The organism is Paraburkholderia sp. J94, assembly GCF_905220285.1.
In the GTDB taxonomy this organism is placed as follows: Bacteria; Pseudomonadota; Gammaproteobacteria; order Burkholderiales; family Burkholderiaceae; genus Paraburkholderia; species Paraburkholderia tropica_A.
In genome coordinates, this window is sequence record NZ_CAJMZH010000005.1 from 110,884 (window position 1) to 129,093 (window position 18,210).

At 62.8% G+C, this 18,210-nt stretch carries 14 protein-coding genes; 11 read left to right on the plus strand and 3 right to left on the minus strand.

Annotated elements, in window-relative coordinates; all coding sequences use genetic code 11:
- Positions 1-42 precede the first annotated feature (42 nt).
- Both U4Y88_RS11740 and U4Y88_RS11745 read left to right on the plus strand, forming a co-directional pair.
- Positions 43-1,638, plus strand: coding sequence for an MFS transporter (locus U4Y88_RS11740; protein WP_321784046.1), 1,596 nt, complete (start codon positions 43-45; stop codon positions 1,636-1,638).
- 110 nt (positions 1,639-1,748) lie between these two features.
- A complete protein-coding gene (locus U4Y88_RS11745) occupies positions 1,749-3,425 on the plus strand; it encodes a tannase/feruloyl esterase family alpha/beta hydrolase (RefSeq protein WP_321784048.1) in 1,677 nt (558 codons plus the stop codon).
- 78 nt (positions 3,426-3,503) lie between these two features.
- On the opposite strand, the gene U4Y88_RS11750 is transcribed toward U4Y88_RS11745, so the two are convergent.
- On the minus strand, positions 3,504-4,292 hold the full coding sequence (locus U4Y88_RS11750; protein WP_321784050.1) for a hypothetical protein: 789 nt from the start codon (positions 4,290-4,292) through the stop codon (positions 3,504-3,506).
- 100 nt (positions 4,293-4,392) lie between these two features.
- Between U4Y88_RS11750 and U4Y88_RS11755 the strand changes: the two genes are divergently transcribed.
- Positions 4,393-4,656 carry a hypothetical protein gene (locus U4Y88_RS11755; RefSeq protein ID WP_310631179.1) on the plus strand — a complete coding sequence of 88 codons (264 nt, stop codon included), beginning with the start codon at positions 4,393-4,395 and terminating at the stop codon, positions 4,654-4,656.
- Between the two features lie 49 nt (positions 4,657-4,705).
- On the opposite strand, the gene U4Y88_RS11760 is transcribed toward U4Y88_RS11755, so the two are convergent.
- Positions 4,706-5,113, minus strand: coding sequence for a TraR/DksA family transcriptional regulator (locus tag U4Y88_RS11760; protein WP_321784052.1), 408 nt, complete (start codon positions 5,111-5,113; stop codon positions 4,706-4,708).
- A gap of 370 nt (positions 5,114-5,483) precedes the next feature.
- Between U4Y88_RS11760 and U4Y88_RS11765 the strand changes: the two genes are divergently transcribed.
- The 4 genes from U4Y88_RS11765 (at position 5,484) to U4Y88_RS11780 (ending at position 8,994) form a co-directional block, all read left to right on the plus strand.
- Positions 5,484-6,401, plus strand: coding sequence for a LysR family transcriptional regulator (locus tag U4Y88_RS11765; protein WP_321784055.1), 918 nt, complete (start codon positions 5,484-5,486; stop codon positions 6,399-6,401).
- A 185-nt stretch (positions 6,402-6,586) separates the two neighbouring features.
- Positions 6,587-6,730 carry a hypothetical protein gene (locus tag U4Y88_RS11770; protein ID WP_224013367.1) on the plus strand — a complete coding sequence of 48 codons (144 nt, stop codon included), beginning with the start codon at positions 6,587-6,589 and terminating at the stop codon, positions 6,728-6,730.
- Between the two features lie 128 nt (positions 6,731-6,858).
- Positions 6,859-7,887, plus strand: coding sequence for a sensor domain-containing diguanylate cyclase (locus U4Y88_RS11775; RefSeq protein ID WP_224013368.1), 1,029 nt, complete (start codon positions 6,859-6,861; stop codon positions 7,885-7,887).
- A 186-nt stretch (positions 7,888-8,073) separates the two neighbouring features.
- On the plus strand, positions 8,074-8,994 hold the full coding sequence (locus tag U4Y88_RS11780) for a bestrophin family protein (RefSeq protein WP_321784057.1): 921 nt from the start codon (positions 8,074-8,076) through the stop codon (positions 8,992-8,994).
- Positions 8,995-9,036: 42 nt separating this feature from the next.
- Here the strand turns inward: U4Y88_RS11780 and U4Y88_RS11785 are convergent, their stop codons facing one another.
- Positions 9,037-10,461, minus strand: a complete 1,425-nt coding sequence (locus tag U4Y88_RS11785) for a PLP-dependent aminotransferase family protein (protein WP_321784059.1) — start codon at positions 10,459-10,461, stop codon at positions 9,037-9,039.
- 200 nt (positions 10,462-10,661) lie between these two features.
- Here U4Y88_RS11785 and U4Y88_RS11790 point away from each other — a divergent pair, with 200 nt between their 5' ends.
- The 4 genes from U4Y88_RS11790 (at position 10,662) to U4Y88_RS11805 (ending at position 18,107) form a co-directional block, all read left to right on the plus strand.
- On the plus strand, positions 10,662-12,989 hold the full coding sequence (locus U4Y88_RS11790; RefSeq protein ID WP_321784061.1) for an FdhF/YdeP family oxidoreductase: 2,328 nt from the start codon (positions 10,662-10,664) through the stop codon (positions 12,987-12,989).
- 90 nt (positions 12,990-13,079) lie between these two features.
- Complete coding sequence (locus U4Y88_RS11795) at positions 13,080-14,474, plus strand: cytochrome ubiquinol oxidase subunit I (protein ID WP_321784063.1); 1,395 nt, start codon at positions 13,080-13,082, stop codon at positions 14,472-14,474.
- Positions 14,475-14,520: 46 nt separating this feature from the next.
- Positions 14,521-15,507, plus strand: a complete 987-nt coding sequence (gene cydB / locus U4Y88_RS11800) for a cytochrome d ubiquinol oxidase subunit II (RefSeq protein ID WP_224013373.1) — start codon at positions 14,521-14,523, stop codon at positions 15,505-15,507.
- A gap of 320 nt (positions 15,508-15,827) precedes the next feature.
- Positions 15,828-18,107, plus strand: coding sequence for an FdhF/YdeP family oxidoreductase (locus U4Y88_RS11805; protein ID WP_321784065.1), 2,280 nt, complete (start codon positions 15,828-15,830; stop codon positions 18,105-18,107).
- The last annotated feature ends 103 nt before the right edge of the window (positions 18,108-18,210 follow it).

The following is an 18,210-nucleotide window of genomic DNA, read 5'->3' on the forward strand; positions in this document are numbered from 1 at the left end:
TACGCCGCCACGACCCGGCGGCGCACTCTCCCTGGAGTCCCCATGCAGTTATCCGAACTCGGGCGCGACCTCGCCCAAGACGAGCGGCGCCCCGCGCAAACGCGCCAGAACACGCTCGCGCTGATCGCCGTCTGCCTCGCCGCCATGATGTTCTCGCTCGAAATCTCCAGCGTGCCGATGATCCTGCCGACGCTCGAAGTCGTGCTGCACGGCGACTTCAAGCAGATGCAATGGATCATGAACGCCTACACGCTCGCCTGCACGACCGTGCTGATGGCGACCGGCACGCTCGCCGACCGCTTCGGCCGCAAGCGCGTGTTCGTCGTCACCATCGTCCTGTTCGGCGCGGCGTCGTGGCTGTGCGGACTGGCATCGAGCACGACGGCGCTGATCGCCAGCCGCTTCGTGCAAGGCGCGAGCGGCGGCGCGATGCTGATTTGCCTCGTCGCCGTGCTCTCGCATCAATTCCCGCAAGGCGCGCCGCGCGCGCGGGCATTCAGTGCGTGGGGCATCGTGCTCGGCATCGGCCTCGGATTCGGGCCGCTGGTGGGCGGCGCGATCGTCGCGCTGTCGAGCTGGAAATGGGTGTTCTGGGTCCACGTGCTGATCGCCGTCGCGACGCTCGGCCTCGCGCTCGCGGGCGTGCGCGAATCGCGCGATCCGCTGGCGCGCAAGCTCGACGTGGCCGGCATGGTCACGCTCTCGGCCTCGGTGTTCGGCTTCGTCTGGACCATCACGCAGGGCGCGGACAGCGGCTTTTTCAGCGCGTCGAGCTTGAGCGTGCTCGCCGCGAGCGCGGCCAGTTTCGCGGCCTTCGTCGCGATCGAATTGCGCGTCGCGCATCCGATGTTCGACTTCTCCGTGTTCAAGGTGCGCCGCTTTTCGGGCGCGCTGCTCGGCTCGGTCGGCATGAACTTCAGCTTCTGGCCGTTCATCATTTACTTGCCGATCTATTTCCAGAGCGTGCTGCGCGAAGGCCCGCTCGCGTCGGGGCTGTCGCTGCTCGCCTACACGCTGCCGACGCTCGTGTTCCCGCCGATCGGCGAACGCCTCGCGCTGCGCTACCGGCCCGCGCTGGCGATTCCGGCGGGCCTGTTCACGATCGGGCTCGGCTTCCTGCTGATGCGTGCGGGCAGCGCGCTCGGCCACGGCGACGCGCTGGCCGTGCTGCCCGGCTGCCTCGTGGCGGGCGCGGGGCTCGGCATGACCAACACGCCGGTCACGAACACGACGACCGGCTCCGTCTCGGCGGATCGCGCGGGCATGGCTTCGGGCATCGACATGAGCGCGCGCATGGTCACGCTTGCCATCAACATCGCGCTGATGGGGGCGCTGCTCGTGGCGGGCGTTGCGCATCGTCTGCAAGACGCGTTGGGCCGCAACGTGGAAGGCGTGTCGTGGCAAGCGCTGGCCGCGCGCGTGGCGGCGGGCAATCTCACGCCCGGCGATGCGTTGAGCGCGCACGCGGGCTTCGATGCCGCGAGCGTTGACGCACACGCCTTCGAAGCGCATTTCGAACCGATCGCGCGCGCCGCGCTCGAAGCCGGTTTCCACGCACTGATGCTCTATGGCGGCCTCGCGGTCTGCACGCTCGCGGTGCTGAGCTACCTGATGTTCTCGCGCGGCGAATCGCGCTGATTCGGGATGCTTTTTGGGCAAGCGAGCCGCCGATCTATGTCATATTGGCGGTCTCGCGCGCGGCCATCGTGCCGCCGCCTTCCCATTCGACTCAACCGCCCTATGGAGCGATGAAAGCACACCGGCCGTTCGCGCGTAGCATTCGATTCCACGCGGCCGCCGGCGCGGCGCTCACGTTCCTCGCGAGCGGCGTCGCGCACGCGCAGCGCGCGCCCGACCTGCCGCTGCATTGCACCGATCTCGCGGGCGTGCTGCTGCCGCCCGCCGCCATTGCCCTGCCGACCGACGGCGCGCTCGTGCAGACCGCCACGATGATCGCCGCGACGGCCACCGGCAATCTGAACGGCGACTTCTGCCGACTGACCGGCGTGATCCGCGCGCAGACGGCGGGCGCGCCGGATATCCGCTTCGAAGTGAATCTGCCGAGCCGCTGGAATGGCCGCGCGCTGCAATTCGGCGGCGGCGGCTATAGCGGCGTGGTGGTGACCGGCACCGGACCGATGCCGTTCTCGCCCGACCGCGCGCCGCTCGCGCGCGGCTACGCCACCTTCGGCGACGACTCGGGCCACAACGGCGACTCGTCGGTCGCCACCTTCGGCCTGCTCGACGAAGCCGTGACCAACTTCGGCTACGCGCATCTGAAGAAAACCCACGACGTGGCGCTCGCGCTGATCGAACGCGGCTACGGACGCGTGCCCGAACACATGTATTTCGCAGGCGGCTCGACCGGCGGGCGCGAAGGCTACACGGTCATCCAGCGCTATCCCGACGACTACGACGGCGTGATCGCCAATTCGCCCGCGCTGAATTTTTCCGGCGTGCGATTGATCGGCGTGGAAATCGGCCGGCTCGAATATCGCGTGCCGGGCGGCTATGTGCCGCCCGCGCTGCTCGAACGCGTCTACGCGCGCACGATGCAGGCGTGCGACAAGCTCGACGGCGCGGCGGACGGCATCATCAGCAATGTCGTGGCCTGCCGCGCGCTGGAACCGCAGATCATCGATTCGCTGCGCTGTCCCGCCGATGCCACCGATCACAACGCCTCACACGATTCACACGACGATTGCCTCACGCCGCCGCAACTCGCGACGCTGCAAAAGCTGCGCGACGGTCTGCATCTGCCCTACGCGCTCGCCTGGAACGTCGACCGTTATCGCGGCTACAACGTCTTTCAGGGCACGCGCTTCACGAGCACGCTCGGTCTCGCGCATGTGCCCGACCGTTCGCCGCAACTCACCTTCCGCGCGAACGGCTATCTCTACGCGCAGGGCGACGCGTACATCAAATACTTCATCACGCACGACCCGACCTTCGATTCGTCGAATTTCGACGTGATGCATCCGGGCCGCTATCAGCAGCGGCTCGCCATGCTTTCGGCGACCATCGGCGCGATGAATCCCGATGTCGCGCATTACATCGCGCGCGGCGGCAAACTCATCACGCTGCATGGTCTCGCCGATGAAGTGATCAGCCCGAATCAGACCATCGCGTGGTACGAGAACCTCGTCGCGCGTTACGGCGAGGCGCGCGTGGACAGCTTCATGCGGCTCTACATGGTGCCCGGTTATCAGCACGGCAATGGCGTGTTCATTCCATCCGTCGATCTGATCGGCGCGCTCGACGATTGGGTGTCGCGCGGCGTTGCGCCGGACGCGCTCGTGACCACCGATATCGCGCAGGACACCAATGGCCGCACGCGGCCCTTGTGCCGCTATCCCGCGTATCCGCGATATCTCGGCAAGGGCAATCCCGATCGCGCGAGCAATTACGCGTGCGCGACGCCGTGAATCGCTCGCACGCCGCGAACGTGTCGATGAGCAACGCTCAATACCCTTCGATTCCGTAACGAATAGAAAGGGAAAGCCTTACACGGAGGAAGAACGGCTTGCGGCCCGTTGCGGAATCAACGCAACGCTCAGCACCATGAAAATCAGCAAAATGCCCGAGGCGTAAAACCGGCTGACATCGAGACCGCCCTGCGCAACCGGCTTATCGAGCAAGTCGCCGAGCGTCGCGCCAAGCGGCCGCGTCAGCACGAAGGCCGCCCAGAACAGCGCCGTGCGCGAGACACCGCGCCACAGCCACAGCAGCCCCACGACCACGAGGCCCGCGCCGAAAATCGCCGCGCCCATTTCGAAACCCAGACCGAGGCCGCCGCGATCGTCGCCCGCGACCCAGTCGCCGAGCGCGGTACCGAGCGTTTGCGAAAAGAGAATCGTGGCCCAATAAAACCATTCGACGCGCGGCGTGCTTACGCTCTCGATCGACACGGTGCCTTCGCTGCGATACCAGATCGCGAGACTCAGCACGAGCAGCGCGACGATGATCGCCACGCCACCTGGATAACCGATTCCGAGCGAGCGGTCGCAGAAGTCGGCGAGCGTCGTGCCGAGCGTGGTGGTGGCGACGATCGTCGCCCAATAGAGCGCGGGGTTGAAATTTTGCGCGCGCACCTGAGCGGCAACGAGCACGACAAAAGCCGCGAAAAAGATCAGCGTGCCGACGAGATAGCCGAGATTCAACGACATGGTGACCCAGTCGCCGCCGGTTTCGCCCAGCGTGGTCGCGGCAATCTTGATGATCCAGAATCCGAGCGTGAGGGCGGGCACTTTCGTGGCCGCGTCCAGCAAGGTTTTTTCCGTGGTGGTATTCAAGGGCAGCCTCCAGAAGGACGCAACGTCCATGAAAACTGTCCACGCTATACGCAGGTGACTTAAGAGAACCTTACGGCGACGCAAAAACAGGATCGGGACCTTGATTCCTCAAGTTTCCGATTTATTTGCCGATACGTCGAGAATGAATACAACTATCGCCCACGCACAAGCAGGCAGCATCATCCGCACCGCGACGAAACTCTTCGATCTCGTGCTGGAGGCCAGGCAGATCGATGCGCGCTCACCCGAAGCCATCGAGCTTTATAGCGAGATTGTGCACGGTGCACTGTGGCGCGCCGCGCCGCGCGCGACCATGACGGAACTGCTCGAACTGTTTGACGAGCCGGTTAGCGCGGTGGCTTAAAAGCCGCTCGATCGCGCAAGGCGGCCTCGAAACATCGCGACGCCGACGCTCAATGCCGGGCGTCGCGCGCGCTTTGCTCCTGCACGGTCAACACCGCTTCGGGCAATGCTTTCAGGCGTTCGATGGGAATGGGATCGCCGCTCTGATCGGAAAAACCGTAAGTACCATCGGCGATTTTTTCTAGCGCGCGCTGAATATCGGCAATGCGCTGCACATTCATATTGCGCAGCGCCTGATTCGCAATATCCTGCTCCATTCTCTGCGCGTCGTCTTCGTATTCCTGGGCTTCCGAGCCGGTGGATTCTTCGTCGTTACGCTCCGCGCCTATCGTGTTTTCCTCGCTGCCCAGCACGTCGCGCTGCATCGCGAGCAAGCGCTGACGCTGTTCCTCAATGAACGCTGCGCTCAATGTCTGTCCGGTCATGTCGATTCTCCGATGAACAGCCCGCGCGTTCATGCGCCAGGCCCTGGAGCCAATTCACAGCGTCCAAGCAGCGTCCAGGCGCGCTCGCATTCAATCCGACAAATCGCTTACATCGGATGAAAGCACCGGCCGCGCGCCGCCGGATTGGCTTATCGAGAATAGCACTCGCCCTGCGCAGCCCGATGCCTGGGCGCAAGACACCGCCACTCAAACTGTACTCTCATCAACCGCGCCGATTTGTGCATTCTGCGACTCACTGTGTCCTTTTAATCTGTGACTCATGATGGCGTCGCATTCCTTCCACGCGACGCTTCGGATCAGGAGCGCAAAGCATGCAAGGAGTCGCAGATAGATGGACGGCGCGCACGTACGCGTTATTGCCGCGAACGGCAAGGAGCGGCGCATGAACCTGCTCGAAGCCATGCGGATTTACGTGAGAGTGGTCGAGCGCGGCAGCATTTCGGGCGCCGCGCGCGATCTGGACATCGGCCAGCCTGCCGTGAGCGAGCGGATCGAACGGCTGGAAAAATTTCTCGGCTGCCAATTGCTGCTGCGCAACGCGCGCACCTTCAAGTGCACGCCGGAAGGCATCATCTTCCACGAACGCAGCAAGTCCGTGCTGGGCGCGGTCGAGCAGGCACTCGCGGAAGTGGCCAACGACGAGCAGATCGTCAAAGGCACGATCCGTATTGCCGCGCCGCACTGCTTTGGTGAAACGATCCTGCCGGAAGGTTTGAAGCGCGTGCGCGAAACCTATCCGCGGCTCGATATCGAACTCGTCTTGAACGACAAGATCGCCGATCTCGTGACTGAAGGCGTCGATATTTCGTTTCGCCTCGGCCCGCTCGGTGACGGCGCGTATATTGCTTGGCCGCTCGGGCAGGTCCGTCGCCTGCTGGTGGCGTCGCCCGATTATCTGCAGCGCCACGCAGCCATCGATACCCCTTCGCAACTCGCGGAGCACAACTTCATTCGCGTGAAAGGCACGTTCGACGCGAACCAGTTGCCGCTCGCGCTCGACAGCGCCATCGTCGACAGCGTGCCGATCCGCACGACCATCAAAACCACGCACTGGCGGCCGATGTACGAGATGGTGATCGCGGGCGTCGGCATGGGCGTGCTGGAGGAACCGGCGGCGACCGCCGCCATCGAAGCGGGACGTCTCGTGCGCGTGCTGCCCGACTACGAGGTGCCCGCGCTGGCGTTGAATCTGCTGATCCGCCCGCAACGGCCCGTACCCGCGCGCGTGCGCAAGATCGTCGAGACCTTGAAGATGTTTGTGGCCGAGACCTTCGAACACCGCGAGAACGCCGAAGTCTGAAAAGACGCTGCATCCTGAAGCGCGCCACGCAATACATTAATCAGGAATGCCATCGATTTTGTCGAACGATTTCGTTGGCCGTCTTTCGCGTCACTTCCGCTATCCCGCATCGCCTGCGCCACGTATTGATCGCCGGCGCAAGGCGATGCCATAATGCCCCAGCAGACCTTCAACAGGAGTCGGCCATGAAACGTGAGTCGGGGAATCGCCGCCAGCGCTTTCTGCACGATCTGAAGTGGATTGCCATTCTCTGGTGCGTCGGTTTTGGCGCCACCGTGCTGCTGACCCTGCCGTTTCACTTCCTCGTCATGGCGATGATTCACAAATAGCACATCGCGCACCGAATTTCATCATACGAATCAGCGCGAATTTATTCCGCTGTTTCCGGCGCCTGGCACTCAAGTTCGCGCGGAAAATGCCGTTGACCTGTGCTCGACGGCAACCCACGGACTCCGCATTGGCCTTTTCCCCTGACGATCGCCTCCCTTCCGCCTTTCATGGCGCGGAAGTCCATGGCGCCCGCGAGTCCGGCGACTCGCCGATCATCGAATGGCTGCTGCACGACGATCAGGTCATGCGCGAGTGCTTTCGCCACGCCGCCGCCATTCTCAAGACCGTCACGGGCGCGTCGATCACGGCCGTGCTGCTGCTCGACGCCGAACATCAGCACTATCGCGCCGAGGCCGGCGCCGTCTTGCATCCGGTGCCGCGAAAGCAGTCGCTGAGCAATTACGTGATCGAAAGCGACGAGCTTTTCGTGGTGGAAGACACGCGCGGCGATCCGCGCTTCACGCAATGCCTGCTGGTGACCCACGCGCCCCACGTGCGCTTCTACGCGGCCATTCCGCTGCACGCGCCCGACGGCGAGCGCGTGGGCGCGCTCTGCGCGATGGACCCGGAACCGCGCGTGCTGACCGCGGCGCATCGCGATGTGTTCGAGCATTTGCGCGCCATGATCGAGAACGATCTGAAGCTGCGCTGCGCGACCGCCACCGATCCCGTGACGCGCCTGTTCAACCGCCGCTTCATGCTCGAAAGCGTGCGCCAGAAATGGCACGACGCGCAGCCCGGCGACTGGCTCACCGCCGTCATGGTCGATATCGACTGGTTCAAGCAATACAACGATACCTATGGTCATCCGGCCGGCGACGTCTGTTTGCAAAAAGTCGCCGCGGTTTTGCAGGAAGTGGCCGACGAATATCAGGTGATCGCGGGGCGCATGGGCGGCGAGGAATTCGGCATGCTGCTCAGCGGCCAGCCTCGCGGCGAAGTGCCCACCATCCTCGAAAAGCTGCGGCGCGGCGTGATGCAGCTCGACATCGCGCATCGGCATTCCAAGGCGGGCGTGGTGACGGTGAGTGTCGGCGCGGCGCTCACGCAACGCTCCGCACTCGACGCCGCGAGCAGCCAGGCCGCCTTCGCCGCCGCCGATCTCGCGCTGTACCGCGCGAAACACGCGGGCCGCAACGCGGTCGTGATTCACTAGCCCCAAGGCGCGCCGCGCCCGTTCGCATTTCAATCCGGGACGTCAAAACTGTACTCTTCGGATCGGCGATGAAGTGTGCGTACTCGTGCAAATCGAGCCCGCGTACGCTTCGACTATTCCTGATCGTGCGCACCGTATTCCGCACGATCGAATGCGCCCTTCGACGAAACTCCTGACGTCCCTTCTATGATCATCCGCCCCGCGCCGAACTGGTTTCGCATGCTTTTTGTCTGGCATGGCTCCGTCCTCAAGGCGATCATCCCGCAACTCGCGTTTATGACGCTCGTGAGCGTGCTCGCGATGTGCACGCACGGCCGCATTCTCGGCGAAAAGATTCCACTGAACACGACGCCTTTCACGCTGTGCGGCGTGGCGCTGACGATCTTTCTCGCGTTCCGCAATAACGCGAGTTACGAACGCTATTGGGAAGCGCGCCGCTTGTGGGGCAATGTGCTGATTTCGGCGCGCGCGCTCATTTCGCAATTCCGCAATTACGTGCCAGCCAGCGCCGCGCCATTCGAAAATCGCCGCGTGCCGCGTTTGCTGATTGCTTTCGCTTACGCGCTCAAACACGAATTGCGCCATTCCGATCCCAGCGCCGATTTCACGCGCCTGCTGGGCGCAGAGCAAGCGGCCGCGTTGGGCACACGCGTTTTCCGGCCGATCGTCCTGCTCGACGAAGTACGCCGTCACCTTGCCGCGCTCAAGCGCGCGGGCGCGCTTTCCGACACGCAACTGTGGCTGATGGATCAGCAGATCAACGATCTCGGCGCGGCCGTGGGCGGCTGCGAACGCATTCTCGCCACGCCGATTCCGTTCGCCTACGGCGTGCTCCTGCATCGCACGGTCTACGCCTATTGCGCGCTGCTGCCTTTCGGCCTGATCGATTCGATTGGCTTTGCCACGCCGCTGATCTGCGTGTTCGTTTCCTATACGCTGCTCGCGCTGGAAGCGATTGCCAGCGAAATCTCCGATCCGTTCGGGCTTGCGCCCAACAATCTCGCGCTCGACGCGATGACCTGCACGATCGAACGCGCGGTGCTCGAACTGTGCGACGAAGCCTTGCCGCCCGCCACGCAGCCCGGCCCGTACTATCAGCTCACCTAGAGCCGCGCGGCGCGCACGCTGTACTCGCGCGCGCCGCCACGCTCAACGCGCACAAGACGCCGCGAGCTTGCCCACCGTGATAATCGCCTGCTCGATTTCCGGCGACCACGGGCTGCTGTAATTGAGGCGAATGAAGTTTCGATAATTGTCCGAGACCGAAAACATATAACCCGGCCCGATCGTAATGCCGCGCGCCAGCGCAAGCTGGTAGAGCTTCATCGAATCGACCTTTGCAGGCAGTTCGATCCACAGCACATAGCCGCCCGCAGGACTCGACATGCGCGTGCCCGCCGGAAAGAAACGCGTGACCATCGCCTTCATCAGATTGGCCTGCTGCGCGTAATTCTTTCGAATGCGTCGCAGATGATGCTCGTAGCCGTCGCGTTCGAGATATTCGGCAATGGCCAATTGCGGAACGACCGAGGTCGTGAGCGTATTCAGAAACTTCAGTTTCTCGACCTGATCGCGGTAACGCCCCGGCAAAGCCCAGCCAATGCGATACGCGGCCGTCAGGCTTTTCGAAAACGATCCGCAATGCAGCACCATGCCCTTTTTATCATACGATTTAAGCGTGGTCGGATGCGAATCGCCAAAATACAGCTCGTTATAGACGCCGTTTTCAATCACCGGAATCTCCGCTTTCGCAAGCAGATCGACGAGTTCGCGCTTGCGTTCGTCGGGCATTAAAAAGCCGAGCGGATTCTGGAAATTCGGCATCACCATGCAGGCCGCCACCTTTTGCGTTTCGATGATCTTCGCGAGCGCGCCCACATCCATGCCGTATTCGGGATGCGTCGCCACTTCGATGGCCTTCATGCCCGAACGCTCGATGGCGTGCAGCATCGCGTAGAACGTGGGCGATTCCACGGCGATCACGTCGCCCGGTTTCGCCACGGCCTGCAAGCACAAATTCATGGCTTCGGTCGCGCCCACGGTCACGATGATCTCGTTGGGGTCCACGGCCATGCCGTTCTCGAGATAGCGGCGGGCAATTTGCCGCAGCAATTCCGGGTTACCCGGCGGCAAGGCGTTGTTCACACCCCACAGCGATTTCTTGCGCCCCACCGCCGACGCATAGCGATTGATCTTTTCATACGGAAACAATTGCGGATCGGGATACGGCGAGCCGAGCGGCACGGCGTCGTCGGTGCCGATGGAACGTAACGTCGACAACACGAGCCGGCTCACGTCGACTGTGGCCGATACGGCAATCGGCTGACTCGGGCGCAATTCATCGGATTGCACACTGCCTTCGCTCACGCGCACGCTCACGAAATAACCCGATTGCGGGCGGCTTTCGAGCACGCCACGGCTTTCCAGCAGCAAATACGCACGAATCACCGTGGTAATGCTGATGCGGTGCTGCTGGCTCGCCTGGCGCACCGACGGCACGCGATCACCCGGCCGGTACACGCCCTTGCGGATCAACGTTTCAATGTCGTCCGCGAGCTTTTCATAGAGTTTCACTGCGTTCTCCCTTCAGTCGCTCACAGCATGGCTCGCGCAGTGTACTGCGGTGGCGCGGCGCAACTGTACTCTAAGTTGCGAACGGATTTTGTGTGTCATGCACGCCGTCCTTACCTTTTACGCTTTCACCTAAGCAGATACAGCGCTTTACGCCTCGCGGATCGACCCGGGGCCGCGCAACGTCAACGGAGCCAAGGGTAATGGACAAGGCCAAGCCAAAGGGAAAAATCGAGGCGTATCACCACCCCGCCGCGGGCTGGGGCGCACTCAAATATGTCGCCATCAATCTGATCAAGGAGCGTGTGTCGGGCGGCAGTTACCGCACGCTGTTCAAACAGAATCAGCCGGACGGTTTCGACTGCCCCGGCTGCGCATGGCCCGACCGCCAGCATGCATCGACGTTCGAGTTCTGCGAAAACGGCGTGAAAGCCGTGGCCGCCGAAGCGACCACCAAGCGCGTCACGCCGGACTTTTTCGAATCGCATACCGTCGAGTCGCTGATGAAGCAGACCGACTACGAACTCGAACAACACGGCCGCCTCACCGACCCGATGGTCTACGACGCGATCACCGACCGCTATCAACCCATCGCCTGGCACGACGCCTTCGCGCTGATCGCGAAGCACCTGAACGAACTCGATTCGCCCGACGAAGCCGCGTTCTACACCTCGGGCCGCGCGAGCAACGAAGCCGCGTTCGTCTATCAGTTGTTCGTGCGGATGTTCGGCACCAACAATTTCCCCGACTGTTCGAACATGTGTCACGAAGCCACCAGCCGCGGCCTGCCGTCGACGGTCGGCATCGGCAAAGGCACGGTCACGCTCGACGACTTCGAAGCCGCCGACACCATCATTATCTTCGGCCAGAATCCGGCGACGAATCACCCGCGCATGCTCGGCGAATTGCGCGAGGCGTCGCGACGCGGCGCGACGATCGTCTCGGTGAATCCGCTGCGCGAACGCGGGCTCGAACGCTTCACGAGCCCGCAGCATCCGATGGAAATGATCACGTTCGGCAGCACGAAAATCGCCTCGATGTTTATTCAGCCGAAACTCGGCGGCGATTTCGCGCTGATTAAAGGCGTGGCCAAACGCCTGATCGAACTCGACGACGAAGCGCTCGAAAACGGCACGGAGCGCGTGCTCGATATCGACTTCATTCAGCAGCACACGCTCGGCTTCGCGGCCTTCGCCGAAGATCTGCGCAACGAAAGCTGGCCGCTGCTCGAAGCGGAATCCGGCGTGGCGCGTGAAGATATCGAAGGACTCGCGCGCGTCTATGCGAACGGCAAGCGCGTGATCGCCACGTGGGGCATGGGCATCACGCAGCACAAGCATTCGGTGCAGACCGTGCATCTGCTGTCCAATCTGCTGATGATGCGCGGCAATATCGGCCGCGAAGGCGCGGGGCTGTGCCCCGTGCGCGGCCATTCGAACGTGCAGGGCAATCGCACCGTGGGCATCGAGGAGAAACCTTCGCAAGCGTTTCTCGATCGACTCGGCACGGTATTCGATTTCGCGCCGCCGCGCGAACATGGACTCGACGTGGTGGAAACGGTCGAGCACATGATCGAAGGCCATCTGAAAGTGTTTATCGGGCTCGGCGGCAACTTCGCCATGGCAACGCCCGATACGTTGCGCACATTCGACGGCCTGCGTTCGTGCAGGCTCACCGTGCATATCACCACGAAGCTCAATCGCAGCCACCTCGTCCACGGCGAAAACGCATTGATTCTGCCGACGCTCGGGCGCACCGAAATCGACGTGCAGAACGGCATCGCGCAAGGCGTGACGGTCGAGGACTCGATGAGCATGGTGCACATCTCGTACGGCATGAACAAGCCGGCGTCGCCGAACCTGATGTCGGAAACGGCGATCGTGGCGAATATCGCGCACGCGACGCTCGGCGACGCGAAAGTGGACTGGCTCGGCTACGCGGGCGACTATGCGAAAGTGCGCGACGCCATCGAACAAACCGTCGAAGGCTTCGACCGCTACAACGAGCGCATCCAGCATCCGGGTGGTTTTCATCTGCGCGTGGCCTCGCGCGAGCGCGACTGGAAAACCGACACGGGCAAAGCGAATTTCATCGTGCACGCCGTGCAGCAGGACACGCCGATCGCACGCGCTAAAGCGCAGCACGGCGACCGCCTGATGACGCTCATGACAACGCGCTCGCACGATCAGTACAACACCACGATCTACGCGCTCGACGACCGCTATCGCGGCGTGTTCGGCCAGCGCCGCGTGGTGTTCATCAACCCCGCCGACATCGCCATGCTGGGTTTCAAGAATGGCGACTGGGTCGATATGAGCACGGTCTGGGACGACGGCATCGTACGCCGCGCCGATCATTTCCGTCTCGTGGAATACGACATTCCGCGCGGCTGCATCGGCGCCTATTACCCCGAGACCAATCCGCTCGTGCCGCTCGCGAGTGTGGGCGACGTTTGCAACACGCCGACTTCCAAGTCGATTCCCGTGCTGTTGCACGCGTCCTCCGAGCCTGCGGCCATGCCCGCGTTTTAAAGCGCTTTTCAAGCTGCTTTTCGAAGTTTTCATGACGCGCGCCGCGCCCGATGCGGGCGCACGCGCCGTTCAATCTGCCTGGTGACCCTCATGTCTGTCGAAGCCCTGAATCTGGCACGCGGCCAGTTTGCCCTGACCGCGATCTTTCACATACTCTGGCCGATTCTCACGATCAGCCTTTCCGCTTTTCTGCTCGTCGTCGAAACGCTCTGGGTGAAAACCAGCGACGTGGTCTGGTATCGACACGCGCGCTTCTGGAGCAAGCTGCTGATACTCAATTTCGCCGTGGGCGTGGTGAGCGGCATTCCGATGGAGTTTCAATTCGGCACCAACTGGGGACCGTTCTCGCAATACACGGGCCAGTTCTTCGGCAATATTCTCGGCTTCGAAGGCGCAATGGCGTTCATGCTCGAAGCGGGCTTCGTCGGCATCATGATGCTCGGCTGGGGCCGCGTGCCCAAGGGCGTGCATCTGTTCGCCACCGCGATGGTCGCGCTCGGCTCCTCGCTTTCCGCGTTCTGGATCATGGTCGCGAACTCGTGGCTGCAAACGCCGCGCGGCGTGGCGCTGGTGGACGGCAAGCTCGTGGTCACCGATTACGTGAAAGCCATTTTCAATCCCGACATGGCCTGGGGCGTCTCGCACATGTGGTTCGCCGCACTCGAAACCGGCCTCGTGGTGATCGCGGGCATCTCGGCCTATTACCTGTTCAAACGCCGCAATCCGACGTTCTTTGTGCGTTCGTTCAAACTCGCGCTGCTGTTGCTCGCCTTCGTTGCGCCCGTGCAGATCTGGCTCGGCGATTCGAGCGGCGTGGACGTGTTCGAAACGCAGCCCGCCAAGGGCGCGGCGATCGAAGGCCACTGGCAAACCAATGCGCCGGGCACGGGCGCGAGCTGGTCGCTGCTCGCGTGGCCCGACGCCGCGAAGCAGACCAACGACTGGTCGCTCGAAGTGCCGGGCATGCTGAGCATTCTCGGCACGCATAGCCTGCACGGCAAGGTCACGGGCATGCGCGACATTGCGCGCGCCGACCAACCACCCATGCTGCCGCTGCTTTACTACGCGTTCCGCGCGATGGCCGGCATCGGCTTCCTGTTCATGGTGCTCGCGTTCTGGACGCTCTATGCGCTGCGTAAATCGCGCGGCCATCTCGACGCGCTGCTCGCACAACGCAAGCTGCTGCTCGCGTGGGTACTCGCGATTCCGCTGCCGTATATCGCCGTGGAATGCGGCTGGATCGTGCGCGAAGTGGGCCGCCAGCCGTGGGTCGTCTACGGTCTGCTGCGCACCGATCACGCGGCCTCCGCGATTCCGGCGGGCGCGATCACGGGCAGCATGATCATGTTCACCGCATTCTTCGTTGTGCTCATCACGTCCTTCTTCGTGTTCGCGCGCCGCTGGCTACGCAACGGCCCCGATCTCGCGCTGATGCCGCCCGTCGAACCGGTGCGCCAGGCGGTGCCGCACGCCGTCGATTATTGAACGCCGCCACGTCTTCAAGAACCGCATTTATCGCACAGGAAGTCACATGACCCCCGCTTCAACTCAGGACCTCTTGAACCACGCGTGGTTCGGACTCATCGGCCTGATGCTCGTGCTCTATGTCGTCACCGACGGCTTCGATCTCGGCGTCGGCATCCTCACGCTGCTGCGCCGACGCGAAGCCGACCGCGACCTCATGATCCAGTCCATCGGCCACGTCTGGGACGCCAACGAAACCTGGCTCGTCGCGCTCGGCGGCGCGCTGTTCGGCGCGTTCCCCGCCGCCTACGCGATGATCCTCTCGGACCTCTACGTGCCCGTGATGGTGCTGATCGCGAGCTTCATCATGCGCGGCGCAGCCATCGAATTCCGCCACGCCGCCCACACCAGCAAACTCGTGTGGGACCGCGTGTTCGGTCTCGGCAGTCTGCTCGCGGCAATCTCGCAGGGCATCGTGCTCGGCAAGATCCTCACCGGCTTCGTGCCGGGCCTCGCGAGCGCCGGCTTCGTGGCCGCGACCGCCGTGGGTGTGGTGTCCGGCTATTGCCTGCTCGGTGCGACCTGGCTCGTGAAGAAGACCACAGGCGACATTGAAAGCCGCTCGCGCCGCCATGCAATCGTGGCCGTGTTCACGACCGTGGCCGCCGCGCTCGTGGTCTCGTTCGCGACGCTCAAGCTGAGCCCCGTGGGCATCACGCGCTGGCAGGAGCAAGGCGTGTTCCATCTGCTGATCGCGCTCGCGGTGCTCGCCGCGCTGACCTTCGCCTACGTGCTCTACGCGATACACATGCGCGGCGAACACGGTCCGTTCGCGGGCGCGACGCTGCTGTTCGTGTTCTCGTTCGCGGGCCTCGCGATCAGCATGTTCCCGTATATCGTGCCCGGCCAGTTGACGGTAGCGGCCGCCGCTTCGGACAGCACCACGCTCACCTTCATGCTGTTTGGCATCGGTATCGTCTTTCCGATCATGATTGGCTACAACCTTTATCAGTATCACCTGTTTCGTGGCAAAGTCGTACCGGTAAAACACTAATGCCATTCACGCCGCCGCCGATAGCTCATATCGGATCGGCGGTAGTTCACGCGCTGAACGCGCGTCCCTAGAATGGGCTGGCACGCTTCAATTCCGCCCTGTTCGCAAGCCGCTTCGGCGGCATTGCGCATTTCGAAGCGCGTTATTTGTCTTGGGAAATCGATATATTCAATTAAACACAACGTGGACCTATCCGCGGAAACACGCGATGGCGAATCGGGGTATTTCATTCTTGTCTCCATATCGGGATTTCCTAAACTGAATCCTGACAACAGGGACTGGATTTCATCCGCTATGCGGAACACCGAATGGAGTTTCCTATGACGAAACTACGTGATGTGCCAGGCGTCCATCCCTACACCGGTCCCGCAGGCGGATGGGGCGCGCTCAAAGCGACCGCGCAGGCGATTCACGATCAGATGGAAAGCATCGAGGCGCCCATCACGCTGATGCGCACCAATCAGCCCGACGGCTTCGATTGCCCCGGCTGCGCGTGGCCCGACAAGGAACATCGGTCCACGTTCCAGTTCTGCGAAAACGGCGCAAAGGCCGTCACCTGGGAAGCCACCACCAAACGCGTCACGCCGGAATTCTTCGCGGCGAATACCGTCACGTCGCTGCTGCAAAAGACCGATTACGAACTTGAGGACATGGGGCGGCTCACGCATCCGCTCGTCTACGACCGCGCGACCGATACGTTTCGCCCTGTCGACTGGGAAGACGCCTTTTCGCGCATCGGCGAAATTCTGCGTTCGCTTTCGCCGGATCAGGTGGAGTTCTATACGTCCGGGCGTGCATCGAACGAAGCCGCGTTTCTCTATCAGTTATTCGCGCGTGAATTCGGTACCAATAATTTCCCCGATTGCTCGAATATGTGCCATGAGCCGACCAGCGTCGGCCTGCCGCAATCGATCGGCATCGGCAAAGGCACGGTCTCGCTCGACGATTTCGATTCGACGGAATTGATTATCGCCATCGGCCATAATCCCGGCACGAATCATCCGCGCATGATGGGCACGCTGCACGAAGCCGCGCGGCGCAACGTGCCGATCATCGTGTTCAATCCGCTGCGCGAGCGCGCGCTCGAACGTTTCGCCGATCCGCAAAGCATGTTCGAAATGGCGACGTTCGGCTCGACGCGCATCGCCTCCACCTATTTTCAGGTCGATGCGGGCGGCGACGCGGCCGCGCTCAAAGGCGTAATGAAAGCGCTGTTGCAAATGGAAGCGGAACAAGGCGGCGTGCTCGACAAGGCATTCATCGCGCAGCACACTTCCGGCTTCGACGCCTTCGCAGCCGATCTCGACGCCACCTCGTGGGACGACATCGAGAAAGCCAGCGGCCTCGCGCGCCCCGACCTCGAACACGTGGCCCTCGCCTACGCGAAATCGAACGCGACCATCGTCACCTACGGCATGGGCGTCACGCAGCACAACAAAGGCACGGCCAACGTGCGCCTGATCGCCGACCTGCTGCTGATGCGCGGCAATTTCGGCAAGCCCGGTGCGGGCATTTGCCCGCTGCGCGGCCATTCGAACGTGCAAGGCAATCGTACGGTAGGCATTACCGAAAAGCCGTCGAAAGCTTTTCTTAAACTGATTGAGGACGCGTGCGGCTTCACACCGCCCGCCGGCCACGGCCACGACGCGGTACAGGCCATGCAGGCGATGATCGACGGCACGGCCAAGGCGCTGCTGTGCCTCGGCGGCAATTTCGCGGTGGCGCTGCCCGACTCCGAGCAATCGTTTCCCGCGATGGCCGCACTCGATCTCGGCGTGCATATCGGCACCAAACTCAATCGCACGCATTTGCTGGTGTCGAAGGAAACTTACTTGTTTCCGTGCCTCGGCCGCACGGAACTCGACCTGCAAAGCAGCGGACGGCAATCGATCACCGTGGAAGATTCGATGTCGATGGTGCATGCGTCGGCGGGCAAGCTCACGCCCGCGTCCGACCAGTTGCGCTCCGAACCCGCGATCGTCGCGGGCATGGCGCGCGCGACGCTGCCGAATACCAAAGTGCCGTGGATGGAATTGATCGCCGATTACGACAAGATCCGCGATCTGATCGAACGCACCGTGCCCGGCTTCGAGGACTTCAACCGGCGCATTCGCGTGCCGGGCGGCTTCCGTCTGCCGCTGCCGCCCACCGAGCGGCACTGGCACACGCCCTCGGGCAAGGCCGAATTCTCCGTCTACGGCGGCGTGAAAGAAGACGCCGACGTGCTGGGCGCGCAAAACGTGCTGCGGCTCATTACGATTCGCAGCCACGACCAGTACAACACGACGATCTACGCGATGGACGACCGCTATCGCGGTGTGTTCGGCCGCCGCGACGTGCTGTTCATGAACGCCGACGACATGGCGGCCTATGGCATCGAACACGGCGATCTCGTCGATATCGAAACGGTGACGTCGTCGGGGCGCGCGCTTCGTCTGAAGAACATTACGGCGATCGTGTACAGCATCGCGCGCGGTTCTGTCGCTGCGTACTATCCTGAAGCCAATGTGCTCGTTCCGCTCGACTATATCGACAAGGAGAGCGGCACGCCCTCGTATAAATCCGTGCCAGTACACGTCATGCGTGCGGCGGGGAATTAGGCGCGGCGAATCAGGCACAGGCATGGCCGCTTGCCGGGCCGGGTAGCGCGCGGTCCCGGCACGCGGCCGTGGGCATGCGCATGCAGTCGTTAAGGGAGTGCAA